At 74.3% G+C, this 16466-nt stretch carries 16 protein-coding genes; 8 read left to right on the top strand and 8 right to left on the bottom strand.

The features are described from left to right. The first annotated feature begins 171 nt into the window (after window positions 1–171). Window positions 172–798: an ATP-binding protein gene (locus tag ACZ3IL_RS26690; protein ID WP_467394257.1), complete on the top strand. Its 627-nt coding sequence runs from the start codon at window positions 172–174 to the stop codon at window positions 796–798. Window positions 799–841: 43 nt separating this feature from the next. Here ACZ3IL_RS26690 and ACZ3IL_RS26685 read toward each other — a convergent pair whose 3' ends face one another. The 5 genes from ACZ3IL_RS26685 to ACZ3IL_RS26665 form a co-directional block, all read right to left on the bottom strand. Beyond that, the gene (locus tag ACZ3IL_RS26685; RefSeq protein ID WP_467394255.1) at window positions 842–1624 is read right to left on the bottom strand and encodes a TetR/AcrR family transcriptional regulator; all 783 of its coding nucleotides are present in this window, start codon (window positions 1622–1624) and stop codon (window positions 842–844) included. Window positions 1625–1831: 207 nt separating this feature from the next. Next, on the bottom strand, window positions 1832–3067 hold the full coding sequence (locus ACZ3IL_RS26680; RefSeq protein WP_467394253.1) for a serine hydrolase domain-containing protein: 1236 nt from the start codon (window positions 3065–3067) through the stop codon (window positions 1832–1834). Window positions 3068–3142: 75 nt separating this feature from the next. Next, window positions 3143–4060 (bottom strand): polysaccharide deacetylase family protein, encoded by a 918-nt coding sequence (locus ACZ3IL_RS26675; protein ID WP_467394415.1) that lies wholly within the window; start codon window positions 4058–4060, stop codon window positions 3143–3145. A 221-nt stretch (window positions 4061–4281) separates the two neighbouring features. After that, on the bottom strand, window positions 4282–5307 hold the full coding sequence (locus ACZ3IL_RS26670) for a PPK2 family polyphosphate kinase (protein ID WP_467394251.1): 1026 nt from the start codon (window positions 5305–5307) through the stop codon (window positions 4282–4284). Continuing rightward, a complete protein-coding gene (locus ACZ3IL_RS26665) occupies window positions 5304–6332 on the bottom strand; it encodes a helix-turn-helix domain-containing protein (RefSeq protein WP_467394249.1) in 1029 nt (342 codons plus the stop codon). The genes ACZ3IL_RS26670 and ACZ3IL_RS26665 overlap by 4 nt, the downstream gene beginning before the upstream one ends. Window positions 6333–6589: 257 nt before the next feature. On the opposite strand from ACZ3IL_RS26665, the gene ACZ3IL_RS26660 reads away from it, so the two are divergent. From ACZ3IL_RS26660 to ACZ3IL_RS26650, 3 genes are all read left to right on the top strand, one after another. After that, the gene (locus ACZ3IL_RS26660) at window positions 6590–7606 is read left to right on the top strand and encodes a zinc-dependent alcohol dehydrogenase family protein (RefSeq protein ID WP_467394247.1); all 1017 of its coding nucleotides are present in this window, start codon (window positions 6590–6592) and stop codon (window positions 7604–7606) included. A gap of 32 nt (window positions 7607–7638) precedes the next feature. Next, window positions 7639–8049, top strand: coding sequence for a (R)-mandelonitrile lyase (locus ACZ3IL_RS26655; protein WP_467394245.1), 411 nt, complete (start codon window positions 7639–7641; stop codon window positions 8047–8049). Between the two features lie 315 nt (window positions 8050–8364). Next, on the top strand, window positions 8365–9771 hold the full coding sequence (locus ACZ3IL_RS26650) for a multidrug effflux MFS transporter (RefSeq protein WP_467394243.1): 1407 nt from the start codon (window positions 8365–8367) through the stop codon (window positions 9769–9771). Between the two features lie 76 nt (window positions 9772–9847). On the opposite strand, the gene ACZ3IL_RS26645 is transcribed toward ACZ3IL_RS26650, so the two are convergent. From ACZ3IL_RS26645 to zapE, 3 genes are all read right to left on the bottom strand, one after another. Further along, the gene (locus ACZ3IL_RS26645; protein ID WP_467394241.1) at window positions 9848–11248 is read right to left on the bottom strand and encodes an alkaline phosphatase PhoX; all 1401 of its coding nucleotides are present in this window, start codon (window positions 11246–11248) and stop codon (window positions 9848–9850) included. Window positions 11249–11416: 168 nt separating this feature from the next. Beyond that, window positions 11417–11842 carry an OsmC family protein gene (locus tag ACZ3IL_RS26640; protein ID WP_467394239.1) on the bottom strand — a complete coding sequence of 142 codons (426 nt, stop codon included), beginning with the start codon at window positions 11840–11842 and terminating at the stop codon, window positions 11417–11419. Between the two features lie 34 nt (window positions 11843–11876). Then, window positions 11877–12962 carry a cell division protein ZapE gene (gene zapE / locus ACZ3IL_RS26635; RefSeq protein WP_467394237.1) on the bottom strand — a complete coding sequence of 362 codons (1086 nt, stop codon included), beginning with the start codon at window positions 12960–12962 and terminating at the stop codon, window positions 11877–11879. Window positions 12963–12999: 37 nt separating this feature from the next. Between zapE and ACZ3IL_RS26630 the strand changes: the two genes are divergently transcribed. The 4 genes from ACZ3IL_RS26630 to msrB all read left to right on the top strand — a co-directional run bounded on the left by ACZ3IL_RS26630 (window position 13000) and on the right by msrB (window position 16372). Beyond that, on the top strand, window positions 13000–13854 hold the full coding sequence (locus tag ACZ3IL_RS26630) for a pyrimidine reductase family protein (protein ID WP_467394235.1): 855 nt from the start codon (window positions 13000–13002) through the stop codon (window positions 13852–13854). Between the two features lie 105 nt (window positions 13855–13959). Continuing rightward, window positions 13960–14430: an indole-3-glycerol phosphate synthase gene (locus ACZ3IL_RS26625; RefSeq protein WP_467394233.1), complete on the top strand. Its 471-nt coding sequence runs from the start codon at window positions 13960–13962 to the stop codon at window positions 14428–14430. A 116-nt stretch (window positions 14431–14546) separates the two neighbouring features. Beyond that, window positions 14547–15938, top strand: coding sequence for a UDP-N-acetylmuramate--L-alanine ligase (murC, locus tag ACZ3IL_RS26620; RefSeq protein ID WP_467394231.1), 1392 nt, complete (start codon window positions 14547–14549; stop codon window positions 15936–15938). Window positions 15939–15964: 26 nt separating this feature from the next. Further along, window positions 15965–16372, top strand: a complete 408-nt coding sequence (gene msrB / locus ACZ3IL_RS26615) for a peptide-methionine (R)-S-oxide reductase MsrB (RefSeq protein WP_467394229.1) — start codon at window positions 15965–15967, stop codon at window positions 16370–16372. Window positions 16373–16466: the final 94 nt, after the last annotated feature.

The raw sequence follows: 16466 nt of genomic DNA, 5'->3' as shown, positions 1-16466 counted from the left end.
GCCGTCCCGGCAGAGGCGGCGGGCCGGGTCGCGTACCGGGGACGTCCGGGGCCGGTCACCACGGCCGCACGATCCGCCGGACCGGCCCCGGGCGCGTCGACCGTGATCCACGGGCGGTCCGCCGTGACGGGTCCCGTCCGGAACCCCCCTCGTGGTGGGGATACTTCCGGGATGGACAGACCAACGGTTCCGTGGCGCAACACGACGCACGACTGGGCGAGCGGCGTGGACGTCCGGCACCTCGCGCGCATCCGTCACGACGCGGCCGCCTTCGCACCGGGCGGGACGCGACACCTGATCCTCGAAGTCGTCGCCTACGCGGCCGACGAGGCGGAAGCACGGGGCGCGGGGCGCTGCACCGTCACCCTCCACGCCGACGGATCGGTGTCCGTCGCGGACGACGGCCGGGGCACCGACACCCGCTTCGACCGCCACGGGCGAGCCGTGAAGAAGCCGGTCATGGCGTCGAGGGACCTCCGGTTCTTCGACCGTCCCGGCGCGCAACTGCTTCCCGACGGCCATCCGCGCCGCGGCATGTCGGTCGTCGCGGCGCTCAGCGAATGGCTCGTCCACACCAACCGCCGCGCGGGGGGAGCCTGGGAGCAGCGCTACGAGTTCGGCGTCCCCACGACCGGTCTGACACCGGTCGCCGGCGACGGCACGACCGGCACCGTCGTCCACTTCCGCCCCGGCGGGTCCGTGCGCACGGCGGCCGGACCGGTCGTGGACGAACCGGCGCGGCTCGTCGCACGGTGGCCGCACCTGTCCGTCGAGGTCGACGACCGCCGGGGCGCCTGACGCGGTACGGGGCGGGTCCGGGCCCGGAGGGCGGCCGGCGGGCTCAGGGCCCGTCCCCGCCGGGCCCGGCGGGCGGCCCGCTCCGGCCGGATTCCGGCGCGGGAACCGCCCGGGGCCCGGACCGGGCCGCGTCCGCGCGGGCGGCGACCGCGTCGAGGACCAGACCGAGGGTCGTCTCGAACCGGTCGTCCTCGTCGGCCTCGGCCAGGTACGGGGCGGCGGCGGCGAGGTGGGGGTAGAGCGCCGGCGGAACGGCCGGGTACTCCCGCCGCCAGGCCATGCGGTCCCCCTCCCGGGACCGGCTGTCGAGCGCGGCGACGGCGGCCTCGTAGGAGGAGAGCGCCAGGGCCGTGTCGACCAGCGAGCGGTAGTACCGGGCCGCGTCCCGCTCGTCGAAGCCCGCCTCGCGGAGCGCGCCGACGACCACGTCCGCGCCCCGGAACTCCGCCGAGCGCCGGGAGACCCGGGTGGCGACGGACAGGGCGACCTGGGGGTGGGCGAGGCAGGCCGCGCGCACGCGCCGTGCCAGGGACTCCAGCGTCCGCCGCCAGTGCCCGGCGGGCGCGAAACCGTCCAGGGCCTCCTCGATCAGCCGCTCGGCGAGCCCGAGCAGGATCTCGTCCTTGCCGGTGAAGTGCCGGAGCACGGCGGTGTGGTTCACTCCCAGCTCGCCCCCGAGCCGGCGGAGCGTCAGGGCATCGGCCCCCTCGCGCTCCACCAGGGCGAGCGCGCCGTCCAGGATGCGCTTCCGGTTCAGCGCGGTGGACGGCGGACGGCCACGGCGGGCTTTCTCCCGGGGCTCGCCCTGACCTGCGGATTCCGTCATGGACGCCATCCTATCGGCCGTCACCGGGCCTTCCCCGGCGCGCGGGCCGCCCGAGGGTCCGCGCGCACCGGGACATCCGGTCGCGCGCACCGGGACGCCCGGTCACGCGTACCTGATGCCCGGTCGCGCCCGCCGGGACATCCGGTCGCGTCCGCCGGGGCGTTCAGTCCCGCGTGCCTGATGCCCGGCCGCCCCCGCCGGGGGCGTTCAGTCCCGCCCGTCCAGCCAGGAGACGAGCGCGGTGAGGGCGGCGACGGTCTCGGCGTCCCGTTCCGGGTCGTCGGCGGTGGGCCAGGCGCTGGTCTTCACCACCACCGCGTCCGCCACGGGGTCGATCCAGAGAAACTGCCCGTGGATGCCCAGCCCCGTGAAGGCGCGGTGCCCGCCGCCCAGCGTCCACCACTGGTTCGCGTACCCGTAGTGGGCGGGGTAGCCCCCGCCCAGCGCCCCGACCTCCAGGTGCGGCAGCCCCGTCCCCCGGCCGCGTTCGACCCACGCCGCGGGCACGACCTGCCGCCCGTCCCGCTCCCCGCCGCGGGTCAGCAGCATCCCGAGCCGTGCCAGGTCGCGGACCGTCGCGTTGAACGAGCCGCCGCCGAGCGCGACGCGCGGACGTCCCCGGGTCAGGAAGTAGTAGGCGTCGCTCTCCGCCCCGGCCGGGTCCCACAGGCGCCGGGCCGCGTAACGGGCCAGCGGCTCGCCCGTCGCCGCTTCGAGCACCTGGCCCAGCACCTGGGTGTCGAGCGTGGAGTAGTTGAACGCGGTCCCCGGCGCGGCGGCGCGCGGCAGGGAGCGGATGACGTCCAGGACCGACCCGCCCCCGGTCACCGCCCGCTCGAAGCGGTTGATCGGCGCGTCGGGATCGGTGTAGTCCTCCACGCCGCCGACGCCGCTGCACATGTCGAGGAGGTGGCCGACCGTCGTTCCGTCGTAGGCGGAACCGGCCAGCGCGGGGAGGCGGGAGGCCACCTGGTCGTCCAGGCCGAGCGCGCCCTCCTCCCGCGCGATGCCCACGAGGACCGACGTCACCGACTTCGTCAGGGAGAACAGCTGGAACCGCGTGTCCGGCGAGGCGAAGAGCCCCGGATACGCCTCGTGGACCAGGGCGCCGCGGTGGACCACCGCGAATCCGGTCGTGTGCGTGCGGCGGTGCAGCTCGTCCAGGTTCCGCCGCCGTCCGCCGAACTCGTAGGCGAACCCCTCCAGGGTCCCTTCCCGCCGGGCGAGCGGCCGGGGGCGGGCGGAGCGCGGCACGGTGTCGACGGGCATCAGCGCCGACATGTGCGTGAACGTCCACTCGTTGACGGGCCGGCTCGTCGCCACGGTCCCCTGGTTGCGCCACAGCCAGGCCGCCCCGGCGGCCAGACCGGCGCCCGCCGCCACCGTTCCTGCGATTCCCCGCGCCCCGAGCGCCATGTCCGTCTCCGTCTCTTCCGGGTCCATGAGGGATGAACCAGTGGTGACACCGATGGTGTCACCACTGGTTCATAAAGGCAAAGGAAGGGGCGCGGTTCCGTCTCAGTCCCTCATCAGGTCCGACACCTTCACGAAGCGGTAGCCCCGGGCGCGCAGCTCCGGGACGATCCTGCGGACGGCCCGCTCGGTGACGGGAGCGGCGCTGCGCGTGCAGTGCATGACCACGAGCGAGCCGGGACGCACTCCGGCGAGCACCTGCTCGGCCACGGCGTCCGCGTCCTCGGCGAAGGCGTCCCCGCTGACCACGTCCCACTGGACCGCCGTGACCCCGGTGGGACCGAGGGCGCGCAGGGCCGTGTCGTCGTAGCAGCCGCCGGGGAAGCGGAAGTACGGGACGACGTGGGCGGCCCCGGCCTTCCGGAAGGCGTCGAACGCGCGCCGCACGTCGGCCGCCATGGCGGGCCCGGAGACGGTGGGCAGCCCGTAGCAGGGGGACGAGAAGGCGTAGTGGCTGTACGAGTGGTTGGCGATCTCGAAGCGGGGGTCGCCGCCGATCGACCGGGCCTGGTCCGGGTACTCCTCCGCCCAGCGGCCGGTCATGAAGACGGTGGCGTCCACCTTCAGGCGGCGCAGGGTCGCGATCAGCTCCGGGTTGTCGAACCGCTCGCCGCGCGCCGCGCGGGGGCCCTGGTCGGCCGTCATGTCGGCGTCGAAGGTGAGCGCCACGACCTTCTCGGCGCTCCGGGGGGAACGCGCGGCCCGGCGCGTGTAGACGGGGGTGAGCCCGCCGGGGCCGGGCGCCATGGTGGGCGGGGCCGCCGGACGGGCCGCCGGCCCGGCTCCCGGCCCGGCTCCCGTCGCGGGGCCCGGTGCGGGCGTGGCGCCGGTGGTCACGGCGGGGGAGGGGGGACCGGCCGCCGGGACGTTCGGGACCTTCGGGGAGGCGCCTTCCCCGCAGCCGACGAGAACGGCTCCAAGAAGACCAAGGACCGCCGCTTTTCGTACAGGAATCTTCACGATCGGAAGTTATCCGATCAAAATGATAAATGCCTGCGACGCGACAGGGCTGCCGCGCCGGTCCACCGGGAGGCGGAGGGATCCACCCGGGGCCGGCTCCGGAGGCCGGCCCCCGGGCGGCCCCGAGACCGGCTCACCGGCCGCCCCCGAGACCGGCTCCCCGGCCGGCCCGGAGACCGGCCCCGGTGCCCCGGACGCTCTCCGCCCGCCCCGGACGGCGCCGCTCACGAGGCCAGCAGCCGCCTCCGGCTCTCCTCCACGTCGAAGTCCCCCGGCGGGTACTCCGGGTCCAGCTCCTCCAGGTGTTCGAGGAGGAGCTTGCTGATCGCCCAGTTCCGGTACCACTTGCGGTCCGCCGGGACGACGTACCAGGGGGCCCCGTCCGTCGAACAGCGCTCCAGCGCCAGCTCGTAGGCCTCGCGGTACGCGGGCCACAGGGCCCGCTCCTCGATGTCGCCCGTACTGAACTTCCAGTGCTTGGCGGGGTCGTCGAGGCGTTCGAGGAGACGGGCGCGCTGTTCCTCGTACGAGAGGTGCAGGAAGACCTTCACCACCGTGACCCCGTCGTCCGCGAGGGACTTCTCGAAACGGTTGATCCGGGCGTAGCGCCGCTTGATCTCGGAGCGGGTCGCCAGGTCGTGCACGCGCGGGACGAGGACGTCCTCGTAGTGCGAGCGGTCGAAGATGCCGATCTCGCCCGGCCGGGGGAGCGCCCTCTCGATCCGCCAGAGGAAGGGGTGCTCCCTCTCCTCCGGCGTCGGGGCCTTGAAGGCGCGGACCCGGCAGCCGGACGGATTGAGGAAGCCGATCACGTGCTTGACCGTGCCGCCCTTGCCGCTGGTGTCCATGCCCTGCAGGACCAGGAGCACGCGGCGGCGGTCCCCGGCGGTGCTCGACGCGTACAGGCGTTCCTGGAGGTCCGCGAGGCGCGGCCCGAGGGTGGCCGTGGCGGCCTTGCCGTCCGCCTTGTCGGCGGGACCGGCCGGGATGCCGCGGGTGTCGTACGAGGAGAGGTCGACCCGCTCGCCCCCGGGGACGCGCAGGACCTCGCGCAGGGCGGGCTCCCGGTCCGGCCGCTTCTTCCCGGAGTCCCTCTTCCCGGAGTCCTTGCTCCCGATGGGCTCCTTGCCCGAGCCCTTCCCCGAGGCGTCCTTCTTCCCGGCGTCCTCCTCGCCCGAGCCCTTCTTCCCGGTGGGCTCCTTCCGGGAGTCCTTCTTCCCGGTGTGCTTCTCGCCGTCCTTCTTCGTCATCCGGCTCCCCTTCCGCAGCGCCGCTCGCCTTCCCCCGATCCTCCGCCGCAACCGGGCCGCCCGCGAGCGAGCGGGGACCGCCGCGCGCGGCGGTCCGGCCCGTCCCGGCCCCCGCCGGGCGGTGGGGCGGTCAGCCGGCGGGGGGGCCCGGGGGCGGAGGACGCGGCGGCCTCCCGCGTGGCGGCCCAGGAGGCGAGGAGCCGTAGGCCCTCTTCGGAGGGCGAGCCGGGTTCGGCGGCGTAGACGGTCAGGGTCAGGCCGGGCGCGGCGGCCATCTCCAGGCCCTCGAACGCGAGGGTGAGTTCGCCGACGACCGGGTGGTGGAAGCGTTTGGTGCCGGTGCCGTGGTGGCGGACGTCGTGGGCGCCCCAGCGCCGGCGGAACTCCTCGCTCCGGGTGGACAGCTCGCCGACGAGGTCGTGCAGGTCCTTGTCGTGGGGGTCGCGGCCGGCCTCGGTGCGCAGGATGGCCACGGCCACGTCGGCGAAGCGGTCCCAGTCGGGGTAGAAGCGCCGGGAGGCGGGGTCCAGGAACTGGAAGCGGGCGAGGTTCTCCTGATTGCCCGCATGGGCGTACACGTCCGCGTAGAAGGCGCGGGCGAGCGGGTTGACGGCGAGGAGGTCCATGCGGCCGTTGCGGACGAAGGCGGGCCCGGCGGTGATCGCGTCCAGGGTCCACTGGAGGCTGCGATGGGGCTTCCACTGCCGGGTGGCGCGGCGACGGGGCCGGGCGAGGGCGTCGGAGCCGTCGGCGGCCCGGGCCAGGTTCAGCAGGTGGGCGCGCTCGGCGTCGTCGAGCCGCAGGGCGCGGGCGACGGCCTCCAGCACGGCCGGGGAGGCGCCGGCGAGGTTGCCGCGTTCGAGTTTGGCGTAGTACTCGACGCTCAGGTCGGCCAGTGCGGCGACCTCGCTCCTGCGCAGTCCGGGAACGCGTCGGCGGGCGCCTGCGGGCAGGCCCGCCCGCTCGGGGCTGATCTTCGCTCGCCGCGAGGTGAGGAACTCGCGGACCTCCTCACGGTTGTCCATGCCCTCGACGGTACGGCCTGTCCGGCGGGGGAGGGGTGTACCACCGGTACACCCCTCACCGGTGACTCGCTCCCCGCGCGGGACGGGGGTTACCTGGAAGAGGTGGCACGCGCCGTCCGCCCCTCACGGCGGAGCGGGTGCCCCCGCCCGGCCCCGCGAGCGGCGAACGCGCCGCCCGTGCCGGGTCACCCCCGTCCGACGGCCCGCCGGAACCCCTTCCGGTACCGGCGCGGCCCAGCAGGCAAGGAGCCTTCCCCATGCGCGGAGCAGTGATCCACGCCCCCGGTGACGTGCGGTTCGAGACCGTGGACGACGCGAAGATCGTCGAGCCGACCGACGCGGTCATCCGCACGGCCGTGACCTGCGTGTGCGGCTCGGACCTGTGGCCCTACCGGGGCGCGGAGCCGATCGGCGACCCGCACCCGATGGGCCACGAGTACGTCGGCTTCGTGGAGGAGGTCGGCTCCGGGGTCACCTCGCTTCGGCCGGGCCAGTTCGTCGTCGGCTCGTTCGCCACCTCGGACAACACCTGCGCGAACTGCCGCAACGGCTTCCAGTCGAACTGCCTGAACCGTACGTTCATGTCCACCTGCCAGGCCGAGTACGTCCGCGTCCCCCACGCCGCCGGCACCCTGGTCGCCACCGACGAGGTGCCGGACGAGAAGTTCTGGCCCGGCCTGCTGGCCGTGTCCGACGTGATGGGCACCGGCTGGTGGGCCGCCGACGCCGCCGGGGTGAGGCCCGGCTCGACCGCCGTGGTCGTCGGTGACGGCGCGGTCGGCCTGTGCGGCGTGATCGCCGCGAAGGAGCTGGGTGCGGAACGGATCATCGCCATGTCCCGGCACGCGTCCCGCCAGGAGCTCGCCCGGGAGTTCGGCGCCACCGACATCGTCACCGAACGCGGCGAGGAGGACGTCGGGAGGATCAAGGAGCTCACCGGCGGGATCGGCGCCGACTCCGTCCTGGAGTGCGTCGGCACCGCCCAGGCCATGAGCCAGGCCCTGCGCTCCGCCCGGCCCGGCGGCAGCGTCGGCTTCGTCGGCGTCCCGCACGAGGTCGCGATCGACGGCCAGGAGCTGTTCTTCTCCCACGTCGGCCTGCGGGGCGGCCCCGCCCCCGTACGCCGCTACCTGCCCGACCTGATCGACCGCGTCCTGACCCGCCGGATCGACCCCGGCAAGGTCTTCGACCTCACCCTCCCGTTGGAACAGGTGGCCGAGGGCTACCGGGCCATGGACGAACGCCGCGCCATCAAGACCCTCCTCACGCCCTGACCCCCGCTCTACGACCCGCGCAAGGAGCAACCGTGCAGATCACCCGAAGCTCGATCGACACCGTCAAGGGCCCGGCCGACTGGTTCACCGGCGACGTCTACATCGACCCCGTCGCCGCGGCCCCCGCCCCCTCCCGGGTCACCGCCTCCCTGGTGCACTTCACGCCCGGCGCGCGCACCCACTGGCACCGCCATCCGCTGGGCCAGACCGTCTTCGTCACCGAGGGCGTCGGGCTGTGCCAGCGCCGCGGCGGCCCGGTGGAGGTCATCCGGCCCGGCGACCGCGTCCTGTTCGAGGCCGGTGAGGAGCACTGGCACGGCGCCGCCCCGAACCGGCTGATGGTCCACCTGGCCATCAACGAGGGCGACGACGACCACGCCGTCGTGCACTGGCTGGACCCCGTCACCGACGAGGAGTACACCGCCACCCCGGCCACCGGCTGAGACCCGGCCCGGACCACCGAGCCGCCCGCGCCCCGCCCGGCCGTCCGCGCGGGATGCGCGCCGCCGGTACCCCTCCACCGAACTCCCCGTTCCGGGCGAAAGGCGGTCGCCCCGAAGGGGCGGGGCCCCGGCGGTCACCGGAACCCCGTCGCCGGTGGCCGCCGGGAACTCCCGCCACCGGCGGCCACCGAACCCCCTTCGCCGACGGCCCCCGCCCCCCCACCACCGGAGTCCTCTCCGCCGGCGGCCCCCGGAACCCCCGCCCCCGGAACCCCGCCACCGGCGGCCCCCTTCCCCGTGCTCGATCGGAGTCCCGTGCCCACCCCCCGAACCCCGGACGCGTCGCGTGAGCGGCCGGCCGGCCGTGCCCTGGCCGTGCTCCTGGCGTTGCTGACCGTCTTCGGGCCGATCTCGATGGACCTCTACCTCCCGGTCCTGCCCGCCCTGACCGGCGACCTGGGGGCGGCGACGTCGACCGCGCAGCTGACGGTCACCGCGTGTCTGCTGGGTCTCGCCCTCGGCCAGGTCGTCGCGGGGCCGCTGTCGGACCGGCTCGGCCGGCTGCGCCCGCTGCTGGTCGGTGTCGCCGCGTACATCGGCACCGCGGTGCTGTGCGCGGTCAGTCCCGGTGTCGAGACCCTGATCGCGGCCCGTTTCGCCCAGGGGCTCGCCGGGTCGGTCGGCATCGTGATCGCCCAGGCCGCGGGCCGCGACCTCTACTCCGGCGGCGCGCTCGTGCGGTACTACGGCCGCCTGACCGTCATCGGCGGCCTCGCCGCGATCGCCGGGCCGGTGCTCGGCGGCCGGCTCGCCGCCGTCACCGACTGGCGCGGTCTCTTCCTGTTCCTCGCGGCCGTCGGCGCGGTGATCCTCGTCGCCGTCCTGCTGGTGTTCCGCGAGACGCTGCCGCGCCGGGACCGGACCACCGGCGAGTTCCGGCGGACGGGGCGCGATTTCCGCCGGCTGCTGTCCGACCGGCTGTTCCTCGGCGCCGTCCTCGTCATCGGCTTCGTGTACGCCGCGCTGTTCGCCTATCTCAGCGGTGCCACCTACGTCCTCCAGGGCATCTACGGCCTCTCCCCGCAGGCGTACTCGTTCGCGTTCGGCCTCAACTCGCTCGGTTTCATGATCTTCGGTTTCTCCGCCGGCCGTCTCTCCGGTCGCCGGTCGGAGAAGGGCACCCTGGTGATCGGCCTGGTGACGAGCCTGGCCGGCGCGGTCGGCGTGCTCGTCACCGCGCTCGCCCGGCTCCCGCTGCCGGCCATGCTCGTCGCCCTGTTCGTCCTGGTGAGCGGCGTGGCCGCGACGACGCCGCCGGCCACGTCCCTCGCCCTGGCGGGCTATCCCGACGTCGCCGGTACGGCCTCGTCGCTCCTGGGGCTCGCCCAGTTCGCCTTCGGTGGCATCGCCGCCCCGCTCGTCGGTCTCGGCGGCGCGGGCACGGCCGTCCCGCTCGGGCTGGTCGCGGTCGTCGCCACCGGCCTCGCGGTCGTCACCCACGCCGTGACGATCCGCCGCCACGCCGGGGCCCCGGAGCGCCCGCCCGCCCGGAGCGAGCCGCTGGACCGCGCGGCGGCGGGTCTCCGATCCGCCGGTTCCTCGCGGACGGTACGGGTCCGCCCGTCCCCGGGACGGAAGGCCGGCGGGCGGGGGAGGGGCGGCCGTGCCCGCGCGAGGCACGGCCGCCCGGCGCGGGAACGTTTCAGCGCCGAGAGCCCGTGATGCGTGAACGTCTCAGCGCCGAGAGCCCGTGATGCGTGAACGTCTCAGCACCGAGAGCCCGTGACGCGGGAACGTTTCAGCGCCAGGGGCCCGTCACCGCGAACGTCGTTCCCGGGGTGTAGCAGTTGACGTACATCGTGCTCCGGTCCGGGGAGAAGGTGACCCCCGCGAACTCGCCCCACTCCGGTTCCTCGGCGGTGCCGATGTTCTGCCGTCCCCGGGCGACCGGGTAGACCTCGCCCCGCTCGCTCACCCCGAGGACGTGCTGCGCGCCCCCGCCGTCCTCGCAGACCATCAGGCCCCCGGACGGCGCCAGGCAGATGTTGTCCGGCGACTCGCCCGGCAGCTGGACGTCGGTGTCCGGGCCGAAGACCACGACCAGGGTCAGCCGCCGCCGGTGCGGTTCGTACTTCCACACCTGGCCGAAGTGCGTGGCCGCCGAGCCGTCCTTGGCGCGCGCGAACGACGACACGAAGTAGACGGCCCGGCCGCCCCAGTAGCAGCCCTCCAGCTTCTGCGCGTGCGTGATGCCCTTCGGCCCGAAGTCCTGGAACCTGATGGGCGTCCCGGAGGCCAGCGGGTCCGGGACGGGGACCCATTCGACGCCCTCGAAGCGGGTGCCGGTCTCCTGGACCGCGGACAGGTCGGGGACGCCCGGGACCCGCATCGCCTCCAGGGCGCCGCCGGCGCGCAGCGAGCCCGTACCGCCGAGCGGCTTGTGGGGCAGGAAGCGGTAGAAGAGCCCGAAGGGGTGGTCGAAGGCGTCCTCCGTCTCGTACACGACGCCGCTGCGCGGATCGACGGCGATCGCCTCGTGCTGGAAGCGGCCCATGGCGGTGAGCGGGACGGCGCCGGTGCGGTGCGGGTCGGCGCCGTCGACCTCGAAGATGAAGCCGTGGTCCTTGGTGTAGCCCTTCGTGCCGGCCTTGTCCTCGGTTTCCTCGCAGGTCAGCCAGGTGTTCCAGGGCGTGGGTCCGCCCGCGCAGTTCACGGCCGTGCCGGCGATGGCGACCCGTTCGCCGAGGACGTTGTTCCGGCCGTCGAGTTCGAGGGCCGTGCAGCCGCCCTTGGCCGCCGGGTCGTACGTGAGGCCGGGGACGGTCGGGACGCCGATCTTCCCGGTGGTCTTGTTCTCGTGGTTGCGGACCAGGTGCACCCGGCCCCGGCGGCCGGGGAAGGCGGCCATGCCGTCGTGGTTGCTGGGCACGGGGCCCTCGCCCGAGCGGAGCGGGTCGCCCTGCCGGGAGAGGACCTTGTAGCGGAAGCCGGCCGGCAGGTCGAGGAGGCCGTCGGGGTCGGGGACGAGGGGGCCGTAGCCTCCCCGGGGCGGGTGGGCGCCCGGCGCGGCGGAGGACGCGGGGCCGCCGGACGCGGCCGAGGCGCTTCCGGCGAAGAGTTCGGAGAGGGCGCCCGTGAAGGCGATCCCGGCGACGGAGGCGCCGGTGCGGGAAAGGATCTGACGTCGTGTCGCGGACATGAGGCAACAACTCCCTGCTGGCGGACAGGATGTGACGCTCCGCGCACGTCTCGTGGTGCTGGTGTGACGTGCGACCCGCATGTGTGTATCACGCACTGTGGTGGCGCGTGAACCATGCGGGCCGCGACCGTTCCGTACGGCGGGGAACCCGGCCCCGGTCGGAGGGGGTCAGACCAGTTCGGCGGTGAGCGTGATGGTCGTGCCCGAGAGGGCCTGGCTGACCGGGCAGTTCTTCTTCGCGTCCTCGGCGAGCGACCGGAACTCCTCCGCGCTCATGCCCGGGACCTCGCCGCGCACGGTCAGGTGGATGCCGGTGATGCCCTCGCCCGGCTGGAAGGTGACGTCGGCCTTGGTCTCCAGGCGGGCCGGCGCGTTGCCGGCCTTGGCGAGGCCGTTCGAGAAGGCCATCGAGAAGCAGGAGGAGTGCGCGGCGGCGATCAGTTCCTCGGGGCTGGTCTTCCCGTTCGGCTCCTCCGAGCGGGCGGGCCAGGAGACGTCGTACGAGCCGAGGCCGGAGGAGTCGAGGGTGACGGTGCCGGAACCCTTGAGGAGGTCGCCCTGCCAGACGGTGTGGGCGTGACGCACGGTGGCCATGGTGAATCCCTTTCGATCGGATACGGCCCCCAAGCTACTGCGCGACGAGCCCCTTCGCGTCGCGGGCGAGCGCGGTGAGCCGCGAGATCGCCCGGAAGTACTTCTTGCGGTATCCGCCGTTCAGCATCTCGTCGCTGAACAGCCGGTCGAAGGGGAGGCCGGAGGCGAGCACCGGTATCTCGCGGTCGTAGAGCCGGTCGGCGAGGACGACGAGCCGCAGCGCGGTCGACTGGTCGGGCACGGGCCGGACGTCGGTGAGGCAGACCGCCGCGAGGTCGTCGGTCAGGGCGCCGTACCGGCTCGGGTGGACGCGGGCCAGGTGCGCGAGCAGGTGCGGGAAGTCGTCCAGGGAGGCGCCCGGCGTGGCGTACGCGGTCGCGGTGACGGTCTGGTCGGAGTGGGGCGCCGGGGCCTCGGGCAGGCCCCGGTGGCGGTAGTCCTCGCCGTCGATCCGCAGCGGCCGGAAGTGGGCGGAGAGCCCCTGGATCTCGCGGAGGAAGTCGGCGGCGGCGAAACGGCCCTCGCCGAGCTTGCCGGGGAGCGTGTTGGAGGTGGCGGCGAGCGCCACGCCCGCCTCGACCAGCTTGCCGAGGAGGCTGGAGACGAGGACGGTGTCGCCCGGGTCGTCCAGCTCGAACTCGTCGATGCAGAGGAGCCGGTGCCCGCTCAGGGTCTTCACGGTCTGCTGGAAGCCGAGCGCGCCGACCAGGTTGGTCAGCTCCACGAAGGTGCCGAAGGCCTTCAGGGCGGGCTCGGCGGGGGTCGCGTGCCAGAGGGAGGCCAGGAGGTGGGTCTTGCCGACGCCGTAGCCGCCGTCCAGGTAGACCCCGCGCGGCCCGGCGGGGGCGGCGGGCTTCCTCGCGAACCAGCGGCGCTTCCCGGCGCCGGAGGCGTGCGCCCCGCCCAGGCCCGCGGCGAAGGCGCTCAGGACCTCGACGGCCCGCGTCTGGCTGGGCTGGTTCGGGTCCGGGATGTACGTGTCGAAGCGCACGGAGTCGAAGCGCGGCGGCGGCACCATCTCCGCGACGAGGCGCTCGGCGGGGACGTGGGGCTCTCGCGAGCAGAGCGAGAGGGGGGCCGCTGCGGAGGAGACGGCTTCGGTGAGGGCACGGGTCGACACAGTTCCCCACTGTAAGCGCCGTGTCAGACTGCCTGACATGCGACGCCTGTTCCCTGTGACGGACATGACAGCCGTACCCGCCCGAGAGACCGCGACGGACACGGTGGCCGCGCCGGTGCGCGGGGCCGCGCCGGACGGGGTGGCCTCGCCCGCCCCCGAGGCCGCCCCGGAGGGCGGCGACTGGTCCCTCGACGCGCTCGCCGACGCCTACGCCTATCCGGAGGGCGACGCCCCCTGGCTGCGGGCCAACATGGTCTCCTCCCTCGACGGCGCGGGCCAGCACCAGGGGCGCTCCCAGCCGCTCTCCTCCGAGACGGACATGCGGATCTTCGGCACCCTGCGCGGGCTCGCCGACGTGATCGTGGTCGGTGCGGAAACGGTACGCCTGGAGGGGTACCGCCCCGCCCGCGCGCGGGAGGCCTTCGCGGACCGCCGGGCCGCCGCCGGGCAGGGCCCGGCCCCCGTGATCGCCGTGGTCAGCTCCTCCCTCGACCTGGACTTCTCGCTGCCGCTCTTCACAGGCCCGCTGGTGCCCACCCTGGTCCTCACCGGGTCCGGCGCGCCGGACGGCCGGGTGCGGGCGGCCCGGGAGGCGGGGGCCGAGGTGCTGTTCGCGGGCGACGGGACCCGGGTGGAGCCGGCCCGCGCGCTCGCCGCGCTCGCGGAGCGCGGGCTCCGGCGCCAGCTCACCGAGGGCGGGCCCCGGCTGCTCGGCCAGTTCGTGGCGGCGGGGGTCCTGGACGAGCTGTGCCTGACGCTCTCCCCGACCATGACGGCGGGCGACGCCCAACGGATCGCCGGGGGGCCCTCGGTGGCCGTCCCGACACGCTTCCGGGTGGCTTCCGTACTGGAGCGGGACGGCTTCCTCTTCACCCGCTACCTTCGGATCTGACAATCGGCGGAATTCGCCGTTCCGCTTGCCGTCCACTGGGCACACTTATGTCGCAGACCCCGTGCGAACACGGGGAAGGATGGTTTCCGCAGAAGGGCTCCCGAGGTGTTCACAAGCGTTCTGATGATCGAGAAGCCGCTGACGTCCGTGGACGTGGAATTCGTCACCACGCTCCACGGAGACGAGGGCGTCTCGTTCATCGTCCTGATGCAGCCGCGCGGTGACCAGGCCGATGTACTGCTGCGCGCCATCGACGACGTCGCCCTGGGCGAACTGAAGGAGGCGACCCACGAGGGCGAGGAACCGGAGGGCGCGGAGGCCCGCCCTCCCGCAGAACAGGCCCTGGAGCTGTCGCTCCGGGCGCTGAGGGACGCCGGCTGCGAGGCGGTCGGACAGGTCGTCGAGGACCACCCGCTCGACAGGATGAAGGCGGTGGTCGAGGAGGCGTCGGCGGACGAGGTGATCGTCCTCACCGCCCCGCACTACGTGGAGGAGTTCTTCCACCGCGACTGGGCCTCCCGGGCCCGCCACAAGGTCGGCGTCCCCGTCCTGAAGCTCTTCGCCCACAGCGAGTGACCGGAGGACGGCCGGGCCCGGCCCGCGCGGGCCGGGCCCGGCCGTCACCGTCCCGTCCGCCGCGAGCCACTAGGCTGAACGCATCCACGTAGAGACCCACCCGGGGAGAGATCCGCATGGCACCCGCCATTCCCGCCGCCATGGAACGGCCGCACTTCATCGGCATCGGCGGTGCCGGGATGTCGGGCATCGCGAAGATCCTCGCCCAGCGCGGCGCCAAGGTCGCCGGCAGCGACTCCAGGGAGTCCGCGACCGCCGAGGCCCTGCGCGCCCTCGGCGTCACCGTGCACATCGGCCACGCCGCCGAGCACCTGGCCGACGACGCCTCCGCCGTCGTCGTCTCCAGCGCCATCCGCGCCGACAACCCCGAACTGGCCCGCGCCGCCGAACTGGGCATCCCCGTCGTCCACCGCTCCGACGCGCTCGCCTCCCTCATGGACGGCCTGCGCGCGATCGCGGTCGCCGGCACGCACGGCAAGACCACCACCACGTCCATGCTGGCCGTCGCCCTCGGCCACCTCGGCCTCGACCCCTCGTACGCCATCGGCGGCGACCTGGCGGGCCCCGGCACCAACGCCCGGCACGGCGCCGGCGAGGTCTTCGTCGCGGAGGCCGACGAGAGCGACCGCAGCTTCCAGAAGTACGACCCCGAGGTCGCGATCGTCCTCAACGTCGAGCTGGACCACCACGCGAACTACGCCTCCATGGACGAGATCTACGAGTCCTTCGAGGCCTTCACCGCCAAGATCCGCCCCGGCGGCACCCTCGTCGTCGGCGAGCACGCGGGCGCCCGCGAGCTGGCCCGCCGGGTCGCGGACCGCGAGGGCCTGGAGATCGTCACGGTCGGCGAGTCCGAGGACTCCGACGCGCGCATCCTGAAGATCGTCCCGAACGGCATGAAGAGCGAGGTGACCGTCGCCCTCGACGGCGCCGAGCACACCTTCACCGTCTCCGTCCCCGGCCGCCACTACGCCCACAACGCCGCCGCCGCGCTCGCCGCCGGCGCCCGCGTCGGCATCGACCCGGCCGGGCTGGCGCAGGCCCTCACCGCCTACACGGGCGTCGGCCGCCGCCTCCAGCTCAAGGGCGAGGCCCGGGGCGTGCAGGTCATCGACTCGTACGCGCACCACCCCACCGAGATGACCGCCGACCTGGAGGCCATGCGCGGCGCCGCCGGGGACTCCCGCCTGCTCGTCGTCTTCCAGCCCCACCTGTTCTCCCGCACCCAGGAGCTGGGCGTGGAGATGGGCGACGCGCTGGCCCTCGCGGACGCCTCCGTCGTCCTCGACATCTACCCGGCCCGCGAGGACCCGGTCCCGGGGGTCACCAGCGAGCTGATCGTCGACGCGGCCCGGAAGGCCGGCGCCGACGTGACCCCCGTCCACGACAAGGACGCCGTGCCCGGGGTCGTGGCGGGAATGGCGCGCCCCGGTGATCTCGTTCTCACCATGGGAGCGGGCGACGTCACGGACCTCGGCCCGCGCATCCTGGACCACCTGTCGAAGTAGCGCGAAGCAGCAGAGGGAGCGAGCTCATGGCGTACGACGTCGAGAAGCCGGACGAGCAGTGGCGCGCGGAGCTGACCCCGGAGGAGTACCAGGTGCTGCGCCGCGCGGGCACCGAACCCGCCTTCCGCGGTGAGTACACCGACACCACCACCAAGGGCGTCTACTCCTGCCGGGCGTGCGGCGCGGAGCTGTTCACGTCGGACGAGAAGTTCCCCTCGCACTGCGGATGGCCGTCCTTCTACGACCCGAAGGACTCCGACGCCGTCGAGCTGATCGAGGACCGCTCCCACGGCATGGTCCGCACCGAGGTCCGCTGCGCCCGCTGCGGCTCGCACCTGGGCCACGTCTTCGAGGGCGAGGGCTACCCGACCCCGACGGACCAGCGGTACTGCATCAACTCGATCTCGCTGCGGCTGGAGCCGGCGGAGGGCTGAGGGACCGGAGGGGGGGGGGGGGGGGGGGGGGGGGGGGGGCCCCGCCCCCCCCCCCCCCCCCCCCCCCCCCCCCCCCCCCCCCCCCCCCCCCCCC

This window comes from Streptomyces sp. NPDC014907 (assembly GCF_055562975.1).
The sequence above is the reverse complement of the archived record's forward strand: the minus strand, read 5'-3'. Positions and strand labels throughout refer to the sequence as shown.

Coding starts and splice junctions, on each gene's coding strand:
- ACZ3IL_RS26680 (WP_467394253.1), bottom strand. CDS start 3,067: ATGGACCCGGAAGAGACGGAGACGGACATGGCGCTCGGGGCGCGGGGA.
- ACZ3IL_RS26670 (WP_467394251.1), bottom strand. CDS start 5,307: ATGACGAAGAAGGACGGCGAGAAGCACACCGGGAAGAAGGACTCCCGG.
- ACZ3IL_RS26630 (WP_467394235.1), top strand. CDS start 13,000: ATGCGACGCCTGTTCCCTGTGACGGACATGACAGCCGTACCCGCCCGA.
- ACZ3IL_RS26645 (WP_467394241.1), bottom strand. CDS start 11,248: ATGTCCGCGACACGACGTCAGATCCTTTCCCGCACCGGCGCCTCCGTC.
- ACZ3IL_RS26665 (WP_467394249.1), bottom strand. CDS start 6,332: ATGGACAACCGTGAGGAGGTCCGCGAGTTCCTCACCTCGCGGCGAGCG.
- ACZ3IL_RS26640 (WP_467394239.1), bottom strand. CDS start 11,842: ATGGCCACCGTGCGTCACGCCCACACCGTCTGGCAGGGCGACCTCCTC.
- ACZ3IL_RS26685 (WP_467394255.1), bottom strand. CDS start 1,624: ATGACGGAATCCGCAGGTCAGGGCGAGCCCCGGGAGAAAGCCCGCCGT.
- msrB (WP_467394229.1), top strand. CDS start 15,965: ATGGCGTACGACGTCGAGAAGCCGGACGAGCAGTGGCGCGCGGAGCTG.
- ACZ3IL_RS26690 (WP_467394257.1), top strand. CDS start 172: ATGGACAGACCAACGGTTCCGTGGCGCAACACGACGCACGACTGGGCG.
- ACZ3IL_RS26660 (WP_467394247.1), top strand. CDS start 6,590: ATGCGCGGAGCAGTGATCCACGCCCCCGGTGACGTGCGGTTCGAGACC.
- murC (WP_467394231.1), top strand. CDS start 14,547: ATGGCACCCGCCATTCCCGCCGCCATGGAACGGCCGCACTTCATCGGC.